The organism is Pseudomonas abietaniphila, assembly GCF_900100795.1.
Lineage (GTDB): Bacteria > Pseudomonadota > Gammaproteobacteria > Pseudomonadales > Pseudomonadaceae > Aquipseudomonas > Aquipseudomonas abietaniphila.
On the sequence record NZ_FNCO01000001.1, the window covers coordinates 186420 to 204201 of the forward strand.

General features: G+C 60.0%; 17 protein-coding genes. 13 read left to right on the top strand and 4 right to left on the bottom strand.

Annotated elements, in window-relative coordinates; translation table 11 throughout:
- The first annotated feature begins 42 nt into the window (after positions 1 to 42).
- Together BLS87_RS00690 and BLS87_RS00695 are read left to right on the top strand one after the other, a co-directional pair.
- Entirely contained in the window at positions 43 to 297 is a 255-nt protein-coding gene (locus BLS87_RS00690) for a CsbD family protein (RefSeq protein WP_074749483.1), read from the top strand.
- Between the two features lie 161 nt (positions 298 to 458).
- Entirely contained in the window at positions 459 to 638 is a 180-nt protein-coding gene (locus BLS87_RS00695) for a CsbD family protein (RefSeq protein WP_074749484.1), read from the top strand.
- Positions 639 to 759: 121 nt separating this feature from the next.
- On the opposite strand, the gene pobA is transcribed toward BLS87_RS00695, so the two are convergent.
- Positions 760 to 1953: a 4-hydroxybenzoate 3-monooxygenase gene (gene pobA, locus BLS87_RS00700; RefSeq protein ID WP_208605128.1), complete on the bottom strand. Its 1194-nt coding sequence runs from the start codon at positions 1951 to 1953 to the stop codon at positions 760 to 762.
- Positions 1954 to 2082: 129 nt separating this feature from the next.
- Between pobA and BLS87_RS00705 the strand changes: the two genes are divergently transcribed.
- The 3 genes from BLS87_RS00705 (at position 2083) to BLS87_RS00715 (ending at position 5336) form a co-directional block, all read left to right on the top strand.
- Entirely contained in the window at positions 2083 to 2973 is an 891-nt protein-coding gene (locus tag BLS87_RS00705; protein WP_074749486.1) for a helix-turn-helix domain-containing protein, read from the top strand.
- A gap of 214 nt (positions 2974 to 3187) precedes the next feature.
- The gene (locus BLS87_RS00710) at positions 3188 to 4288 is read left to right on the top strand and encodes an aromatic ring-hydroxylating oxygenase subunit alpha (RefSeq protein ID WP_074749487.1); all 1101 of its coding nucleotides are present in this window, start codon (positions 3188 to 3190) and stop codon (positions 4286 to 4288) included.
- A gap of 7 nt (positions 4289 to 4295) precedes the next feature.
- Entirely contained in the window at positions 4296 to 5336 is a 1041-nt protein-coding gene (locus BLS87_RS00715; RefSeq protein WP_074749488.1) for an aromatic ring-hydroxylating oxygenase subunit alpha, read from the top strand.
- A 110-nt stretch (positions 5337 to 5446) separates the two neighbouring features.
- Here BLS87_RS00715 and BLS87_RS00720 read toward each other — a convergent pair whose 3' ends face one another.
- The 3 genes from BLS87_RS00720 to BLS87_RS00730 form a co-directional block, all read right to left on the bottom strand.
- Positions 5447 to 6376, bottom strand: coding sequence for a VOC family protein (locus BLS87_RS00720; protein WP_074749489.1), 930 nt, complete (start codon positions 6374 to 6376; stop codon positions 5447 to 5449).
- 22 nt (positions 6377 to 6398) lie between these two features.
- Positions 6399 to 7556 carry an alpha/beta hydrolase family protein gene (locus tag BLS87_RS00725; RefSeq protein WP_074749490.1) on the bottom strand — a complete coding sequence of 386 codons (1158 nt, stop codon included), beginning with the start codon at positions 7554 to 7556 and terminating at the stop codon, positions 6399 to 6401.
- A gap of 204 nt (positions 7557 to 7760) precedes the next feature.
- Positions 7761 to 8684 (bottom strand): LysR family transcriptional regulator, encoded by a 924-nt coding sequence (locus tag BLS87_RS00730; protein ID WP_074749491.1) that lies wholly within the window; start codon positions 8682 to 8684, stop codon positions 7761 to 7763.
- Between the two features lie 200 nt (positions 8685 to 8884).
- Here BLS87_RS00730 and BLS87_RS00735 point away from each other — a divergent pair, with 200 nt between their 5' ends.
- The 8 genes from BLS87_RS00735 (at position 8885) to BLS87_RS00770 (ending at position 17780) form a co-directional block, all read left to right on the top strand.
- Positions 8885 to 10009, top strand: a complete 1125-nt coding sequence (locus BLS87_RS00735; RefSeq protein ID WP_074749492.1) for an FAD-dependent oxidoreductase — start codon at positions 8885 to 8887, stop codon at positions 10007 to 10009.
- 53 nt (positions 10010 to 10062) lie between these two features.
- Positions 10063 to 11016 carry a PDR/VanB family oxidoreductase gene (locus BLS87_RS00740; protein WP_074749493.1) on the top strand — a complete coding sequence of 318 codons (954 nt, stop codon included), beginning with the start codon at positions 10063 to 10065 and terminating at the stop codon, positions 11014 to 11016.
- A 3-nt stretch (positions 11017 to 11019) separates the two neighbouring features.
- Complete coding sequence (locus BLS87_RS00745; RefSeq protein WP_341845426.1) at positions 11020 to 11403, top strand: Rieske (2Fe-2S) protein; 384 nt, start codon at positions 11020 to 11022, stop codon at positions 11401 to 11403.
- Positions 11404 to 11421: 18 nt separating this feature from the next.
- Complete coding sequence (locus BLS87_RS00750) at positions 11422 to 12789, top strand: metal-dependent hydrolase family protein (RefSeq protein ID WP_074749495.1); 1368 nt, start codon at positions 11422 to 11424, stop codon at positions 12787 to 12789.
- A gap of 10 nt (positions 12790 to 12799) precedes the next feature.
- Entirely contained in the window at positions 12800 to 13237 is a 438-nt protein-coding gene (locus tag BLS87_RS00755) for a GlcG/HbpS family heme-binding protein (protein ID WP_074749496.1), read from the top strand.
- A gap of 418 nt (positions 13238 to 13655) precedes the next feature.
- On the top strand, positions 13656 to 15341 hold the full coding sequence (locus BLS87_RS00760) for a DUF1302 domain-containing protein (protein WP_074749497.1): 1686 nt from the start codon (positions 13656 to 13658) through the stop codon (positions 15339 to 15341).
- A 53-nt stretch (positions 15342 to 15394) separates the two neighbouring features.
- Positions 15395 to 16732, top strand: coding sequence for a DUF1329 domain-containing protein (locus tag BLS87_RS00765; RefSeq protein ID WP_143024284.1), 1338 nt, complete (start codon positions 15395 to 15397; stop codon positions 16730 to 16732).
- Position 16733: 1 nt separating this feature from the next.
- Entirely contained in the window at positions 16734 to 17780 is a 1047-nt protein-coding gene (locus BLS87_RS00770; protein WP_074749498.1) for a WD40/YVTN/BNR-like repeat-containing protein, read from the top strand.
- Positions 17781 to 17782 lie beyond the last annotated feature (2 nt).

Consider the following 17782-nt stretch of genomic DNA (forward strand, 5'->3'; position numbering starts at 1 on the left):
CTGCGGGCCGCAATGAATGAGAGTGATCCTGGAGGACATACCATGAAGGCGGAACAGGTGAAGGGCGCATTGGAAAAGGCCGCGGGTAAAACCCAGGATTTTCTGGGCGAACTGACCGGGGACGAGCGCTTGCAGATGGAAGGAAAAGCCAGGCAGTCGGCTGGGGAGCTTCAGCAGCGCTATGGTGATGTGCTGGACACCTGCGCAACCTATCTGCAACGCAGGCCGCGCGCCACTCTGTTTACCCTCGCGGGCCTGACGTTCGCGGTGGCCTGGCTCATCAAACGCCGCCGCTGAACCTGGCGGGTAGAGCCCATCAGCGCTCTGTCGCAGAAACAGACACAGACATCGACGACGGACGCGTTTCGACTGTTCGGTGCGGAAGGCCACGTGCCTTGACCGTTGCCGAATGACCCAAAGTGCCAGGCATTGGCACTCACGTTATCGGAGAAGCAACCATGAGCGGCACTTCAGACAAAATCAAAGGCCTGGCCAACGAAGCGGTCGGCAACATCAAGCAAGGCGTAGGCAAAGTCACGGGCAACGAATCGTTGCAGGTCAAAGGCAAGATTCAGGAAAAGAAGGGGGAGGCCCAGCAGGTGGTCGGGGACGTCAAGGACGCGGTGGATAAACACTGACAGCGGTCAGGTGTTCAAAAAAAGCGGTCATCTCAGGATGACCGTTTTTCGTTTGTCCTCGGGCAGGCTTTCAGGGGAATGGGTAATCCTTGCCGCCGCCCGCGCCACCCTTGATCCCAGCTTACTCGACGTTCTCGTACGGTAATCCCACATAGTTCTCGGCAATGGTGGTGCGTCCCGCCAGAGATCCCACGAAATAATCCAGCTCGGTCTCTTTGATGCGCTGGCCGAACGCATCGACGTCCGGGAAGGCATGCAGCATCGAGGTCATCCACCACGAGAAACGCTCGGCTTTCCAGATCCGCCGCAGGCAGATGGCCGAGTACTGCTCAATCGCGTCTTCACGGCCTTCTTTGTACACCTTGCACAGAATGTCGAATAACGTGCTGACGTCGCTGGCGGCGAGGTTCAGGCCCTTGGCGCCTGTCGGCGGGACGATATGGGCGGCATCGCCCACCAGGAACAGCCTGCCGAACTGCATGGGTTCGACCACGAAACTGCGCAGGGGGGCGATACTTTTCTCGATGGAGTCGCCGGTCACCATACGGTCCGCCAGCTCTGCGGGGAGGCGGCACTTCAATTCATCCCAAAAGCGCTGATCGGACCAGTCTTCGACTTTCTCCTGAGCACCGACCTGCAAGTAGTAACGGGTTCGCGTGGGCGAGCGCATGCTGCACAACGCGAAGCCTCGTTCATGGGCGGCATACACCAGTTCGTCGTTGACCGGCGGCGTATCGGCGAGCACGCCCAACCAGCCAAACGGGTAGACCCGTTCGAAAATCTTCAGTGCATCAGCAGGGATCGATTGCCGGGCCACGCCATGAAAGCCGTCACATCCGGCGATGTAGTCACACTCCAGACGCACCGTCTCACCGTTTTTCTCGAAGGTGACGCAGGGACGCTCGGTTTTCAAATCCTGAGGGCTGACGTTCTCGACGTTGTAAAAGGTCTCGCCACCCGCCGCTTTGCGCGCCGTCATCAGGTCGCGGGTGACTTCGGTCTGGCCGTAAATCATGACGGCCCTGCCGCCCGTGAGCTTCTTCAGGTCGATGTGTTGGCGCTTGCCGGCGAACACCAGCTCAAACCCGTCGTGCACCAGGCCTTCGGCATCCATGCGATCGGCCACTCCGGCCTTGCGCAGCAGGTCAACCATCCCTTGTTCGAGCACGCCTGCACGGATGCGACTGAGCACATACTCCGGGCTCTGCCGCTCAAGAATGATGTTGGAGATGCCAGCCTTATGCAGCAACTGACCGAGCAGAAGACCGGATGGACCGGCACCGATGATTGCGACTTGAGTCTTCATTGTTGTTATTCCACGCAAGCTTGTTGTGGTTATGAGCTTGCATTTTTCGCTTGCTGAAGGTGGTTTAGAAGGTTAAAAAACCAGAACTTCAGGTACTTTTCAGTAATTGGGGCGATTATCGCCCAGTGCGAGGCGGGCATGGTCAGGGCGGTGCTGGACAACATTCCGGTGTTCAAGCTGTATGGCGAGGGACAGCGTTGGGCGACCCCCGACCTGCTGCATTGCGAGACCATTGCCAAACGCAGTCGCCTCCACCATTGGGAAATCCAGCCTCACCGGCACGCCGATTTGTGCCAGCTGCTCTACGTACGCAAGGGACAGGCGCAGATTGATATCGAGGGGCAGCACCTCGTGGTGCGCGAAGCGGCCTTGCAAGTCGTTCCACCCCAATGCGTCCACGGTTTTCGTTTCTCGGAGGACATCGATGGGTACGTGGTAACGCTCGCCGCTCCGCTGATCGCTCAGTTGCAGGCTCAGGCGGGTGCCACCCATGATGTGCTGGCTCAGCCGGCGCTCTATCTGGCGGGCAGCGATCGCAAGTACCTGACGACGCTCTTTACGGCGCTGCTGCGTGAGTACCAAACGCTCCAGTCGGGCCGGGATGTGATGCTTCATTCGCTGATCAATGTGGCGTTGGTCTGGGTGGGTCGACAAGCCACCGCACGCAACAGTTCAAAGCAGGCGCCGGAGCGTGGTCGACGCTACCTTGCACACTTCATCAGCCTGATCGAAACACATTTTCGAGAGCAGCCCAGCGTCGAGCACCTGGCCTACAAGGTCGGCCTCTCGGTCGCGCAGCTAAACAATATCTGCCGCGAACTGGCCGGCCTCAGTGCGTTGCAGGTCGTGCACCAGCGCATGCTGCTCGAGGCCAAGCGCAGCCTGATCTACACCAGCATGACCGTTGCTCAGGTGGCCGATGCGCTGGGCTTTTCCGATCCGGCGTACTTCTCTCGCTTTTTCAAGCGCCTCAGCGGTCTCTCACCCTCGGATTTTCGTGGCCAGGGCCTGCGTCAAACGGACCCGTGACGGACAACGCCTGACGCCCCTGGCCGTCACCGATCACACCTGTCTTCCGGGTCAGGCATCGCGGTTGGCGATACCTCCTAGCGGAGGATCTGATTGGTGCGCGCAGGGTGCTCAGCGCTAAGGTCTACCGGCAGGGTTGCTCAAGGGTCGGTGAACGACCGTCACCTCATGGATCTGGGCACCTCATACTAAAAACAAGCAAGGTGAGATGATAATGAGCGTTACCGTCTTCGACTCGGCCGTTCAACCCCAGGCTGCCCCCAAACCCGCGACCTTTCCGATCAATCAATGGTACGTCGCGGCCTTGTCCAAAGAGCTTGAAGGTGCTCCCTTGGCGCGCACGTTACTGGGCCTCCCGGTCGTCCTTTTTCGATGCGCCGATGGCACGGTTGCGGCGTTGGAAGACCGTTGCTGTCACCGCGCGCTGCCACTGTCAAACGGCACCCTGGAAGAGGCAGGCATACGTTGCGGCTACCACGGTCTTTTGTTCGATGCTCAAGGCAAATGCATCGAGGTGCCGGGGCAGGATCGAATTCCCGCAAAGGCGAAAGTCCCTGCGTACGTCGTCCGTGAAAAGGATCACATTGTCTGGATCTGGCACGGCAGCGAGGCGCACCCTCAACCCCTGTCCGAACCGCCTGCTTATGACGTCCACAGCAGCGGCCGCTACCTCTACGACGGCGATGTCTATCACTACGATGCGCCTTACCAACTCATCCACGACAACCTTCTGGATTTAAGCCATCTGGGCTATGTCCATCTGCGCACCATCGGTGGCAATGCAAGCATCCACATGAACGCGCGCATGGATGTCCAGAGTGATGATCAGACGGTGCGGGTGGTGCGACACATGCTTGATTCCGTGCCGCCTCCCACCTATACCGCGGCCTATCCCTTTTCGGGCAACGTGGATCGGTGGCAGGAGATTGAATTTCACGTCAGCCACCTGCGCATCTGGACGGGCGCCGTGGATGCAGGCTCCGAGTCGATCGATGATCCGCATCGCGGCGGTTTTCACATGCGTGGCTTTCACGGAGTGACCCCCGAGACCGAAACGACAAGCCACTACTTCTGGACGATGGCGACCAATCCGCTGAGCGATCCGGAGGCCGTCAAAGCAAAAGTGGTCGAGCAGACGATTCTGACCTTCGACGAAGACAAAGTGGTCATCGAGGCGCAATACCGAAACATGTGTCGGTTTGGTAAGCCGGCCACCGTCGATATCCATGTCGACGTGGGGGCGAACCGTGCACGGCGAATCATCGAACGGTTACGTCAGAATCACGCGGATAACCCGACAGGCGAACGAGGATAATAAGAAAATGACCTATTTGAGAAACACCTGGTACGTCGCGGCCTGGGATGAGGAAGTGAAGCCCGAAGCGCTGTTCAGCAGGCGTTTGCTGGGGGAAGCACTGGTTTTTTTCCGTGAGCAGTCGGGTCAGGTTCGCGCCCTCGCTGACCGTTGTGCCCATCGTTTCGCGCCTTTGTCAAAAGGCACCCTGTGCAACGATGCCGTGCGCTGTCCTTACCACGGGCTTGAGTTCGACGGCGAAGGGCAGTGCACCCGCAACCCTCACGGAAACGGTGCCATCCCGAAGGCTGCTCAGGTTCGCGCCTACCCGGTGGTGGAGAAGTACAGCGTGATCTGGATCTGGATGGGTGATGTGGAGAAAGCGGATGAAACACTCATTCCTGATTTCTCCTGCATGGACCCGCAGCGATTCTACGTTGCCAAGCGCTACCTTCATGCCCGGGCCAATTACGTCCTGGAGTCCGACAACATCCTCGATCTGTCGCATATCCAGTACCTGCATCCCACGACCCTGGGCAGCGAAGATGTCAGCAGCGCGATCACCAAGGTCGAGCAGGACGGTTCTACGGTCTGGTCCTATCGCCAGACCGTTAACGAGATCATGCCGGCATTCCTTTACGACGCAATGGGTATCCCGGCCGATACGCCCGTGGACCGGTGGACAGACGTGCGCTGGGATGCCCCCGCCAATATGTTGCTGTTTGCCGGCGCGGTACCCACTGGCCGTCCGCGCAGTGAGGGCCGTGAAACGGCGCTGCCGCATCTGTTCACGCCGGAAACCGAAACGGCCACTCACTACTGGTTTTCTTTTCCGATGCCCGTGGAAATGGGGGTGTTGGGTCAGCAGATTGCGCAAGGGCAGGTGTCCGCGTTGGCCGTCCCTTTCACCGAGGAAGACCTGCCGATGCTGGAAGCGCAGCAGTTGGCGATGGGGGACGACGATTTCTGGTCGTTGAAACCCGTGTTGCTGCCGGGGGATGCGGCCGCCATTCGTGCGCGCCGGGTACTCGACGGTTTGATCGCGAAGGAGAAAGAGGTCGGCCTCTAGCCGTCATCGAGGCGATCAGCGTACGGTGTAAGTAACGAGGCCGCTGCAAACCTCGCGGAGTGCAGCGGCCTTTTTCGTTGTGCGGGATTAACGCGCGTTACCCCAGTGATTTATTCCGGCTTCCCGCCCGGCATCCACTTTTCACGGTGCTGGAACAGGAAGTACTGCGAGGTGTCGGCACTGGAGGGTTCAACTCGCGGCGACCAACTGTCGTCGTGCAAGTCCATGTCGGCGTCGTACTCGACGTGGCAGCCCATGGGGCTGTTGAAATACCAGAACCAGTTCGAACCCAGCTGATGCCGGCCCGGACCCCAGAAGGACTCGTAGCCTTTTTCGACGAAACGCGTACCCGCGAGCATGACCTCGGTGGGACCTGCCATGTGAAAGGTGAAGTGCTCAATGCCTTTCATGAACGGCGGCGTTTGAATGAAGAACAACGTGTGGTGGTCTTGTGTGCCCGCCGGGCGCAAGAAAGGGCCGGTTCCAATGAAACGGTCAGTGCAGACGAAGCCCAGTCGCGTGTAAAACGCCTCTGCTTTATCGGCATCCGGGACGAAATAGACAACGTGCGACAAGCTGCGGGGCAGGGCAGGCATATCATTGCTGGCGCCCAGGCTGTTGATCTCGCGCAGCGTCGACGATCCTGGTGCGTTGCTCACTTCTCCGGGCAGCGACAGTTCACGGCGCTGGGTAATCCTGAAACCGACCGCAAATCCCATGTCGTCTACGGCATGCAGCACACCATCCTCTGTGCGGCTGACCTCACGATCCCTGCGCAATTCGGTCTCGATGGCCAGTAGCGTTCCCTCGTCAGCGACGCCGTACACCGTCTCGCGCAGGGTGCTGGCCGTGCCCATTGCGGGCGGCAGCTGTGGATCATCCCGATGACGAATGAGGACGCCGGTGCCGTCCAGCGCTTCGAGGAAGCCGCCGGTGTCGTCGACATCAACGGGCTTGAGGCCATAGTCGGTCAGGTACTGTACGCAAACGCTAACGTCGTCGACGCCGAATACCAGATATTCAGGTCCGATAATATTCATGAGCTGTCTCTCTTGTTGTGGCTCAGGCCGTACGGCCGCCCAAAGTTTCAGCGACCCAGTCAGCGATGTACTGACCCGCGTTGATGCTGTTGTCGAAGCTTGAGTGCTGCACGCCGCCTTCTCGCTCGGTGAAAACTTTCAGTTCGCGTTGCGGGCTGTTGATCAGTTGCTCATAGGTGCGATGCGCCCATTTCAGCGGAATCTGGCTGTCCTTTTCGCCGTGGGTCACCAGGAAGGGCACCTTGATTCGATCCAGCACGCCATCCAGATGGACGTGCTCGGCCACCGTCATGAACTCATCAATGTCCTTCGCTCCCCACACCCAGCACACATGTTTCCAGTAGTGCGGAACCGGTAAGTTGCCCTCATTGGCCAGGCGCCGTTTCTGGACATCGCGCCAGTCATGGTTGGCACCCCAGACCACGCCACAGGCAAAGCGTGGCTCGAAAGCAACGGCGCGCGGGCAGTAATAGCCGCCCAGAGACACGCCTTCCAGACCAATGCGTTTCGGGTCGATGTCGTCACGGGTCTCTAACCAGTCCACCACGCGGCTGGCCCAGTGCTCGCTGTCATAGCGTGCTGTCAGCCCTTGCAGGCGCAAGGCCTCGCCGGTCCCGGGCTGATCGATGACCAGGGAAGCAATGCCGCGTTTGGCCAGCCATGTCGGCAGACCCACCCGGTATTTCATCTCCTTGGTGGAATCCAGGCCATTGACCTGAACCAGAATGGGCGCAGGTCCCTGCACCCCTTCGGCGCGGGTATAGAGGCCTGACAGGTGACTGCCTTCGTAGGGAATCTCTACGCGTTCGCAATTTTCCGAGGACAGGCGCACGCCGCGGGCAAAGGTGTCCAGAAACCGCTGATAGAGCGCTTCGCGGGCCGGAGCGCCGTGAGCCTGCAGGCGTTCGCAGGTGATGTAATACGTGGCCGCACGGTTGTATTTCTCGCCGGCCGAAAACAGCCGGCCGCGGGCCTCGTCTTCCTCGGCAAGGCTGCACAACTTGTCAGCCATTTTTGACCAGGTCTCACGAAACGCCTGTGTGCCGGTCGCGTCGGGGTGCTTGGCGCTTTCTTGAAGCGGCGCGCACATCTCTTCGATTTCGCCAATGCGGGCACCCATCTCGATGGCCAGGTCTACGGACAGATTCCAGACGTAATTGGTGGGGAAGTAGCGAAACATATTTTTATTATCCTTCTAACGGTTCCGAGGCGCGGCACTGTGAAACGCATGCCGCAGCGGGCACACGCATCAGTGCCAGCACGCAAGGAAGCTCGCACGCTTGCATCTGATCGACAAATTGCGAGTTCACATGCCAGCCATCGCGGTTCGCGATAGGTGGGCCAGCAGATCGGTGCGCGAAGCGTTAGCAGGAAGGGAGAGCCATCAGGCGAGGGGAGGGGTTTCAAAACTGCGGACGGTTTCAAGCAGTTTTGTACGAAGCCAGATCAGCATGGCATCGCCGTCCAGGCTGCGATGCCACGACATGTACTCGCGCATCACCGGAATTTTTACCGGGGGCGGAACGAGCCTCAATGGCAGCAGCTGCGCGTAGAGCGAGGCGAGGCGGCTGTGCATGGTCGCGATTCGCTGCGAGCCGATGAGAAGATGAGGGATGGTGTTGAAGTCGTGAGTAATGACCTCCATGCGGCGCTGGCAGCCGTACTGGTCCATGAACCATTGCTCGATGGCAGGCGTGCGACTGCGGCCGAAGGCAGCCGCGACATGACCCAGTTCCAGGTAGTTCTCCAGCGTGAAGGGCTCTCTGACGCTCGTATTGCCTTCCCACACCACACACACGTGTTGTTCTTCAAACAGCAGCTGTGAGGGATGCTCCGCATTGATGTGCTGTTCAGGCGCGATCATCAGGTCGATTTCACCGCGCATCAGCATTTCGACAGCGGTTTCGCCTGGGCTCATCAACTCGAACGTGACGTGCGGGGCGTCCGAAACGATGCGCTGAATCACCTCGGCAAACAGCACGTTGATCAGGTAGTCAGAGGCCATGATCCGGAAATGGCGCTTGCTCTGGGCGACGTCAAAAACAGGCTTTGCAGCGATCGACGTCTGAATCTTCAGAAGCACTTCGCGCACCGGAATCTGCAAGTCCTTGCCGAGCATCGTCGGCGTCATTGTGCGCCCCACCTGAACCAGCAAATCGTCCTCGAAGTAGGCACGCAGCCTGCGCAAAATTCCGCTCAATGCAGACTGCGTCATATGCAGGCGTCCCGCCGCACGGGTGATGTTCTGCTCTTCGAGCAAGACATCCAGAGCGACGAGCAGATTGAGATCGAGGTGGTTGAATCGCATGGTAGCTGGCTCATTGTTGTATTTATTTTTGAAATACTTTCCATGGCAACTCCCGATTAGTCAACGCCTCATTTCCTGCTTATGGTCGGCTCAACAGTAAGCCTGCAGCACCGGCCAACGATGGCTTTTGCGGCATCGCCGCCGTGCGTTCAGCGCTTGCCGTTTGATGATCAAAACAACAAAAACAAAAGGAACGCCGAATGAGCGAAGTCGATAAGGTCCTGGTCGTGGGCGGAGGTATCGGTGGTCTGTGTGCCGCCATCGCGCTGCGTCGTGAAGGCGTGCCGGTGGATCTGGTGGAAATCAAATCCGACTGGACCGTTTACGGCGTGGGGATCATCCAGCAAAGCAACGTGGTCCGGGAAATGGCCCGCCTGGGCGTCCTCGACCGGTATCTGGATGCCGCCTACAGCTTCGAAGATGTCGGCATCTATGATCTGGAAGGCGAACCGCTGGCGCGCATTCCCGGCCAACGGTTGGCGGGTCCGCAATACCCGGCCAACGTCGGTATTTCACGGCTGGCGCTGCATAAAGTCCTGAGCAGCACCGCCATCGAGTTGGGGGCACAGATTCGTCTGGGACTGAGCGTCGAAGCGTTCGAGCAGGATGAAGACGGCGTGGACGTCAGCTTCACCGACGGCTCACAGGGACGCTATGCCTTGATGGTCGGGGCCGATGGGGTTTACTCGAAAATTCGCACCCTCCTGTTTGGCGACACGTATCGGCCGCGCTTCACTGGCCAGGCAGTCTGGCGCTACAACTTTCCCCGCGACCCCTCCATCGATCATCTCGCCAGCTACATGGGTCCCGGCGGCAACGCCGGTCTGGTGCCGCTCTCTGACAACCTCATGTACATGTTTTCGACCTCACACGAGCCCGAGAACCCTTGGTATCCGCCCGAGCAACTGGCTGAGCTGATGCGTGATCGCATCAGCAACATTGGCGGGCTGGTCGGTCGCTTGCGCGAGCAGATCACCGACAGCAGCCAGGTGGTCTACAAGCCCATGGAAGTCGTGTTCGTGGATGAACCCTGGTTCAAGGGACGCGTGTTGCTGATCGGCGACGCGGCACACGCCACGACCCCACATCTGGGGCAGGGCGCGGGCATGGCGATTGAAGATGCCTTGGTGCTGAGTATGGAGCTGACCGCAGACGGCAGCATGGAGCAGAAGCTTCAACGCTTCATGAATCGCCGCTTCGAGCGCTGCAAGTTCATCAGCGAGAAGTCGGTGCTGGCGGGTGATCGGGAAATGGCGCGGGATCAGAGTTTTGATCGCATCGGCCTGACCAAGCAAATGCTCAAGCTGACCGCCGAGCCTATCTGACCTCGCGCGCCATCGCCGTGGCGCTGCCCTGAACAACAAGCAAGGGAACGGCAATGATCGACGTTATTGTGACCCGCAAAAAACGCGAGGCCGACGGGATTTTCAGCTTCGAGCTCGCCCGTACGGACGGCGTACCACTGGCGCCGTTCAGCGCCGGCTCGCACATCGACGTGCACCTGGGTTCAGGGCTGGTGCGCCAGTATTCGCTGTGCAATCACCCCGACGAGCAGTTTCGCTATCAGATCGGGGTATTGCTAGACGCGGCGTCTCGTGGCGGCTCCAAGGCCATGCATGCCCTCGAAGAAGGCTCCGTTGTGCAGATCAGTGAGCCGCGCAACCTGTTTGCCCTCGCACACGGTGCTCGACGCTCGTTGTTGTTTGCTGGGGGCATCGGTGTTACGCCGATTCTTTGCATGGCTGAACGTCTGGCGCAGATCGATGCCCCATTCCAGCTGCATTACTGCGGCCGTTCGCTCGCCAGCGTCGCGTTCATCGAGCGTATTCAGCAATCGCGTTTTGCCGAACGGGCGCACCTGCATTTTGATGACCAGCCCGAGACCCGGCTTGATGCAGTTCAGGCGTTAAGCGGCTATTGCGAAGGCGATCACCTGTATGTCTGCGGACCCGGCGGATTCATGGCATTCATCCTGGAGCAGGCACGTCTGGCCGGCTGGCCTGAAGGCAGTCTGCACCGGGAGTACTTTGCCGCCCAGCCACAGGCGGTGGCGCAAGCCGATGACGGTAGCTTCGAAGTGATGCTGGCGAGTACCGGCCGCTGTTTCTCTGTCCCTGCCGATCTTTCGGTGGCTCAGGTGCTGCTGGAAAATGGCATTGACCTGCCGTTGTCCTGCGAAGCGGGCATTTGCGGCACGTGCCTGACCCGTGTGCTCGAGGGCGAGCCCGACCATCGGGACATGTTCATGACTGCGGCCGAGCAGGCGCTGAACGATCAATTCACGCCCTGCTGTTCGCGGTCTAAAAGTCCACGCCTGGTGCTGGACCTTTAGCCCGTGACGCAACGTTCCCCTGTGACACTCAGCCGAATTTTTCTGTGCCAGCAGGACATGATCGTGGACGGCTCGGCACGCGGATTCGATCCTCATGCCGAGGGGCGCGACACGCTGTTTGTCGTCCGCTGGCGGGGCGTGCTTCGTGCCTGGCTGAACCGCTGTCCGCACATGGACGTCGCCATGCAATACCGCAAAGACCGGTTCATGTCCGCAGACGGCCAATACATTGTCTGCTTCGCACATGGCGCCCTGTTCCGACCGGATGACGGGCGGTGTGTACTGGGCCCTTGTCTTGGACAAACGCTGCAGCAGCAACCGATCGTCATCGACGAGGACGGTGCTGTCTGGTTGGTGGATACCCCTGCGCAACCCCTCACGGCATAACAACAAGAGAACCCAGCCATGGCTCGCACGCATGTCAATTGCAACACGCTTTTTACCGGCCTCGAAGACACCGCGCGGCAGCATCAGCGACTGATCATCGAAGACGGCGTCTTCACGTATGTCGGCCCGCAGGACTCAGCACCGGCGATCGGTGCCGGTGAGGAAGTCATCGACACCGGCGAGCATTTCGTCATGCCGGGACTGGTCGATGTGCATACCCATCTCGTGTTCGGTAACGCGAAAAGCGAGGAGGACATTGATCTGCATGTGTCGCCTGAGTTTCGCGCCCTGCGCGGTCTGTTTTTCACCCAGCATGTGCTCGCGGCCGGTTACACCTCGGTCGTGGTGCCCGGCGATGCAGGCCAGTGCAGTATTTCGGTCCGCAACGCGATCAACGCCGGCATGTTCACAGGCCCGCGCATCGCTGCCAGCAGCAATGTCATTTCCAATCGGCAAAGCCTCAACGACTGGTTCCCCAGCTGGGTCGGCACACCTGAGTATTTCAGTGGCCGGCTGTGCGCCACGCGCGACGAGCAGATCGCCGAGATCCGGCGTCAGGCAAAGGACGGTGTGGACTTGATGAAGATCGCCATGGATGGCCCGCATTTTCGTCCCAACGGTGAGCACATTGCGGCATTCACCGAGGATGAAACACGCTTCATGGTCGACGAAATCCACCGTCTGGGTAAGAAAGTCGCCGTGCACGCCTATGGCCGCGAAGCCGTCCTGTACGCCGCCAAGGCCGGCGTTGATGTGATTTTCCACGCCTTCTTCATGGACGACGAGTGCATTGAAGCCATCTTGAAATCCGGCAGCCACGTCGCCCCGACCTTCACCATGCTGGCGAACAACACGGAGTTCGCCGAGCCCTACGAAGCGTCGACCAAATCCGGCTACGCCTCCATGCAGCGCAGGGTGATCGAAGCAGGCTGTCGTAACCTGAAAAAAGCCTTTGCAGCCGGGGTTCCCTTCATGACCGGCAGCGACAGCGGCTTTGCCATCACCCCTTATGGCGAGTGGCATGCGCGAGAAATAGAAATCCTGGTGGACTGGTTGGGCTTGAGTCCCGCCCAGGCGCTGCGCGCTGCCACTTCGGTGTCGGCCAAAATGATGCCTGCCACGCAACGGGTCGGGGCACTGGAAGTGGGGCGCCGTGCAGACTTCATTCGCGTCGACGGTTCGCCGCTGGACAACGTCGCCATCCTTCAAGAACGCCAGCGCATTTGTGGCGTGTATCTGGGTGGCCGCCGTATCGAGGCCCAAGTGCCGGGCTATGACCCTAACCGGGTCAGCGATTTCAATACCGTGAAGTGGTCCGAGCTGCACACGCGCCAACGCGCGGTGGAGATGGGCAAGCGCACGCTGTCCACCCTGAATCGGCAATAAGGAGCGTGGCATGAACCGACTCACCCTGACCCTCGCGGACCGCATGGTCGACGAGGCGCTGAGCGAAGGCGCGCGGCAAGGATTTCAACCCCTTTGCGTCGCCGTGCTGGACGCGGGCGGGCATCTGTTGGCACTCAAACGTGACGAGCGTGCAAGCCTGCTGCGCCCGCAGATTGCCAACGGTAAAGCCAGCTCCGTGCTTGGCATGGGCTTCGGCGGTCGTGAGCTGGCGCGTCGGGCGGAAGTGATGCCGGCGTTTTTCGGCGCGCTGAGCGATCTGGCTGGCGGGAACATGCTGCCTGTTCCCGGTGGCGTGCTGATTCGAGACGACGCTGGAGACATCGTGGGCGCCATCGGCATCAGCGGAGACACCTCGGACAACGATGAGCGTTGCGCCCTGGCGGCGATCGCTGCGGTCGGTCTTGTCGCCGATGCTGGTTCACAGTGAAAGCGCCACGCCAAGGGCGTTGTTCGGTGTGCGACAGCCATCGCTTACGCAATGCTGCGACCCGTTCAGGTATCTAGGTTTGCAATACATCGCATCTCAAGAGTCGATTAGTCAAAACACCTGTTTGGCCTGAAGCTGTACCCAGCCAACCCATTGTTCCCGGTGATTGTTACTCGGTAATGGTGGGGGTCATAAAATAAGAAGAGTGAGGTTCACCATGATCTCGAGCAAACCGTTGTTCTCCTCCCGCGCAAAAAGCGTCGCCTTCTCTGGAAGGTATCCCTCCGTCTCTTTCAATCTCGACACTTACTCCACCTGAGCCTGTCGCCCGCTGAAACTCGTCTACGAGGAGCGCTGCTCGCCTGCGTGAAAGCAGTACGTCAGTCCTACGGATAAAAACAACAAAGAGGGATAGTTGATGGCCACTCATAAAGGGGCAAGGGCAAACTCGCGCCCGACATTTGCCCGTCACCCACTGGTATTTGCGTTAACAGCCGTGTTCGGCGGTGTGCCGCTGGTGCAAGCGTTTGATTTCGACACGGGGAATCCGGATATCCGGACGCGCTGGGACAACACGCTCAAGTACAGCTCGGCATGGCGGACCAAAAGCGCCTCGTCGCAACTCACCAACAGCAGTACGTCAGTCAACGGGGACGACGGTGATCGCAACTTCGGCAAGGGCTTGATCTCCAGCCGCCTGGATTTGCTCTCTGAATTCGACATCAGTTACCAGAACTTCGGTGCCCGGGTGAGCGGCGCCGCCTGGTACGACGACGTTTATAACAAGCAGAACGACAACAACTCCCCGGGCACCGTCAACAGCGTCTCGGTGAATTACGACCATTTCACGGACCGCACCCGGAACTTGCACGGCCGCCAGGCGGAACTGCTCGACGCCTTCATCTACGGCAAAGGCGATCTGGGCGAAATGCCGGTGTCGGGACGCATCGGTCAATACGCCATGCAATGGGGTGAAAGTCTGTTCTACGGCATGAACGGTATTGCCGGAGGCATGGCGCCTATTGATGTGGTGAAGGGTGTGTCAGTGCCCAACACCCAGTTCAAGGAGTTGATACGTCCGGTCAACCAGATGTCCGGGCAGTTGCAGATCACGCCGGATGTCTCGATTGGCGCGTATTACCAGTTTGAGTGGGAGGCGAACCGGTTACCGGGTTCGGGCAGTTACTTCTCGTCTTTCGATTCCATCGGTGAGGGCAATGAGCGTTTGTTCGTGGGGGCACCGCTTTTCCCCGGCGCTCAGCCGCTGGCGTTCTATCACGGCGCCGACAAACAGGCCAAGGACTCGGGGCAGGGTGGCGTACAGGTCAAATGGCGCACCGAAAACTATGACTTCGGTGTCTACGCGATTCGCTTCCACGACAAAAACCCCCAGCTATTGGTCCGTCCGGACTTTGCCAATCTGAACCCGCTGACCGGTGATGCCGGCGAATACAGCTGGGTGTACGGGGAGGGCATCAAAGCATTGGGCGCCAGTTTTTCCACCACGGTGGACGCGTTCAACATCGCAGGCGAGATGTCGACACGCTGGGACCAGCCGCTGGCGTCGACCAATCAGCGCACGCTGTTGCCGGGCGAAGGCATCTCCAATGAAGCCGACGACGCGTTGTATGCAACGGGGCGCACATTGCACGCCAACCTTTCATGGCTGGCGACGTTGAGTCCGAATTTTTTAGCGCAGGAAACCAGTTTTCTGGGTGAGTTCGCGTGGAACCGCACCCTGAGCGTGACCCGCAATCCGGATGCCGTCGATCACAACGCCGATCGTGATGCGTGGAGCTTCAGAACCGTTTACGAGCCGATGTATCGCCAGGCGTTTTCCGGCATGGACATCAGCGTTCCCTTCGGCGTGAGCTTCACCCATGGCGCTTCGGAGTCACTGGGGACGGCCTTCGGTACTGACCGAGGCGGCGACATCAACATCGGCGTCAAGGGTAATTACCTCAATACCTGGAACCTGGGGCTGACGTACACCCATTACTACGGCCCGGCCAACACCTTCCTCGACGCCAGCAACAACTACACCTTCGAACAGTCGCTCAAGGACCGAGACTTCGTCGCCTTCAGCGTCAGCCGTACTTTTTGAGCCTGGGAACAACTGCCATGACTATGTGTAAAACCGTGCCCCTTCGCAAAAAAATGACGCTTCTTATTACCTCGCTTGCGGTCGCCACGCTGGTGTCTCAGGGCGCTCTGGCAGCCGATGCGGCTGACTTGAAAACCACCCTCACGCCCTTGGGCGCCGAGCGGGCGGGCAACGCCGACGGCAGCATTCCTGCCTGGACCGGGGGATTGACCAAAGTCGACCCTGGCTTCAAAGAGGGCGGCAAGCGCACCGACCCTTTCGCGGCCGAGAAGCCGCTGTTCAGCATCACCTCAAAGAACATCGGGCAGTACGCCGACAAGGTCACGCCGGGCATTCAGGCGATGTTGAAGAAGTACCCGGACAGCTATCGTCTGGACGTTTACCCCACGCACCGGACCGCGGCGGCGCCTCAGTCGGTGTATGACGCCACCTATGCCAACGCGGGCAAGACCCGACTGGTCGACAGTTCAGCCGGTCTGATTCCCCAGGACGGGGAGGGCGGCATTCCCTTTCCTTTGGCGAAAGACGGCGTTCAAGCCATCTGGAACCATTTGATGCGCTGGCGCGCCGCATCGTGGCATACGGATTTCTCCCAGTACCTGACGACCTCCGATGGCAAGCATGTGCTGACCAACGATTCGCGTGCCGACTATCAGATGCCCTGGTATTTGCCGGATGGCGGTAAGAAAGACGGCACCTTCTGGAGCATTCGCATGATCAACGACGGCCCGCCATTGCGCGCCGGCGAGGCCATCACCGGTCGTGAAAACGTGAACGCCGACAACACCGGCGCGTGGACCTATCTGCCTGGCCAACGGCGCGTCCGTCGTCTGCCCAACGCGTGCTGCGATACGCCGACACCGGCCACTGCCGGCGTGATGAGCTTCGACGAGCTGTACGTTTTCACGGGCCGGGTGGACCGTTTTGACTGGAAACTGGTGGGCAAGAAGGAGATGTATATCCCTTACAACTCCAACAAGGTCTTCACGGCTGCCAGTCCCGAAGCCTTACTGGGTGATCACCACCTCAATCCCGATGTGCTGCGCTGGGAACTGCACCGTGTGTGGGTCGTTGAGGCAACGCTCAAATCCGGCAAACGTCACGTGATGCCACGCAGCACGTACTACCTGGACGAGGATACCTGGGCAGCGGTGCTGGGCGAGCGCTATGACGCTCAGAACCAACTGGCCAAAGTGCTGTGGACCACGCCGGTCGTGCTGCCCGATTTGCCGGGTGTCGTGACGGTGACCAACGGCTTCTACGACTTGCTCTCCAGCACCTGGTTCACCGGTGACATCTTTGCTGGAAAGAGTGAGCAGTATCGCGTGGTGCAGGCCTACAAGGATTCGGTGTTCACGCCGGACGCCCTGGCTGGCGAAGGCGTGCGCTGATATGAACGGCAAACGTTGGCTGACCCTGTGCCTGGTGGCGGTTGTCCCGCCGCTGCTGGCAGCCCCTCCTGTCGATGTGCTGAGCCACCCGGCAACGCAGTCGGTGCAGGCGCTGCACGGCGTCATGCAGGCCATTACCCGTGCCGGGGACCGATTGATCGCGGTGGGAGAGCGCGGCACAGTGCTGCTCTCTGATGACAACGGCGCGACCTGGCGTCAGGCGACGGTCCCGGTGAGCAGTACGCTGACCGCCGTGCAGTTTGTAGGGCAGCAAGGCTGGGCGGTAGGGCATGCCGGTGTGGTGCTGCACAGCACAGATGGCGGTGAGCATTGGGCACGTCAGCTTGACGGGCGCGCGGTGGCCGCACTGGAACTGAAGGCCGCGCGGCAGCAAGGCGACGAACGTCGGCTCGCGGCTGCACGGCAAGGGGTCACCGATGGCGCCGATAAGCCGCTCCTGGCCCTCAGTTTCACCGACGCGCTCAACGGCATCGTGGTGGGCGCCTACGGGATGGCGCTGATCACGCGCGACGGCGGTCAGACGTGGTCATCGCTCGCGGGACGTCTGCCTAATCCTCAGGGGCTGCACCTGTACGCCGTCGCACAAACCGGCCATCACGTTTATGTGGCGGGTGAACAGGGCCTGTTTCTGCGCTCTCTCGACCAAGGCGAACATTTCGAGGCGGTCGACACGCCCTATGAGGGCAGTTATTTCACCCTCGCCGTGCAGAGCGATGGCTCCGTCTGGGTCGCGGGCCTTCGCGGCAAGGTTTTCCGTGTCGCCAATGACGGACAGACTTTCGTCGAGGTGGTGAACCCACTTCCCGTTTCCATCAACGATATGCGTTTGCTCGGTCAGCAACTTGTACTGGTCAACCAGGCCGGCGGTGTGTTGCAGGCATCGGCCGATCGTACCCACCTGGCTCCACTCGCGCTGCCACCCGGACCACCCCTGACCTCGATAGCCCAGGCGGCCGACGGCACCCTGGTGGGTGCAGGTTTTGCCGGACCCGCGCGCCTGGTCACGCCCTTGAACGCTGCGGAGTAAGC

Excerpts from the sequence above, each read along its gene's own strand:
- BLS87_RS00770 (WP_074749498.1), top strand. The coding sequence starts at position 16,734 with ATGAACGGCAAACGTTGGCTGACCCTGTGCCTGGTGGCGGTTGTCCCG.
- BLS87_RS00735 (WP_074749492.1), top strand. The coding sequence starts at position 8,885 with ATGAGCGAAGTCGATAAGGTCCTGGTCGTGGGCGGAGGTATCGGTGGT.
- BLS87_RS00695 (WP_074749484.1), top strand. The coding sequence starts at position 459 with ATGAGCGGCACTTCAGACAAAATCAAAGGCCTGGCCAACGAAGCGGTC.
- BLS87_RS00690 (WP_074749483.1), top strand. The coding sequence starts at position 43 with ATGAAGGCGGAACAGGTGAAGGGCGCATTGGAAAAGGCCGCGGGTAAA.
- BLS87_RS00725 (WP_074749490.1), bottom strand. The coding sequence starts at position 7,556 with ATGTTTCGCTACTTCCCCACCAATTACGTCTGGAATCTGTCCGTAGAC.
- BLS87_RS00705 (WP_074749486.1), top strand. The coding sequence starts at position 2,083 with ATGGTCAGGGCGGTGCTGGACAACATTCCGGTGTTCAAGCTGTATGGC.
- BLS87_RS00730 (WP_074749491.1), bottom strand. The coding sequence starts at position 8,684 with ATGCGATTCAACCACCTCGATCTCAATCTGCTCGTCGCTCTGGATGTC.
- BLS87_RS00710 (WP_074749487.1), top strand. The coding sequence starts at position 3,188 with ATGAGCGTTACCGTCTTCGACTCGGCCGTTCAACCCCAGGCTGCCCCC.
- BLS87_RS00755 (WP_074749496.1), top strand. The coding sequence starts at position 12,800 with ATGAACCGACTCACCCTGACCCTCGCGGACCGCATGGTCGACGAGGCG.
- BLS87_RS00750 (WP_074749495.1), top strand. The coding sequence starts at position 11,422 with ATGGCTCGCACGCATGTCAATTGCAACACGCTTTTTACCGGCCTCGAA.
- BLS87_RS00740 (WP_074749493.1), top strand. The coding sequence starts at position 10,063 with ATGATCGACGTTATTGTGACCCGCAAAAAACGCGAGGCCGACGGGATT.
- BLS87_RS00760 (WP_074749497.1), top strand. The coding sequence starts at position 13,656 with ATGGCCACTCATAAAGGGGCAAGGGCAAACTCGCGCCCGACATTTGCC.
- BLS87_RS00720 (WP_074749489.1), bottom strand. The coding sequence starts at position 6,376 with ATGAATATTATCGGACCTGAATATCTGGTATTCGGCGTCGACGACGTT.
- BLS87_RS00715 (WP_074749488.1), top strand. The coding sequence starts at position 4,296 with ATGACCTATTTGAGAAACACCTGGTACGTCGCGGCCTGGGATGAGGAA.
- BLS87_RS00765 (WP_143024284.1), top strand. The coding sequence starts at position 15,395 with ATGACGCTTCTTATTACCTCGCTTGCGGTCGCCACGCTGGTGTCTCAG.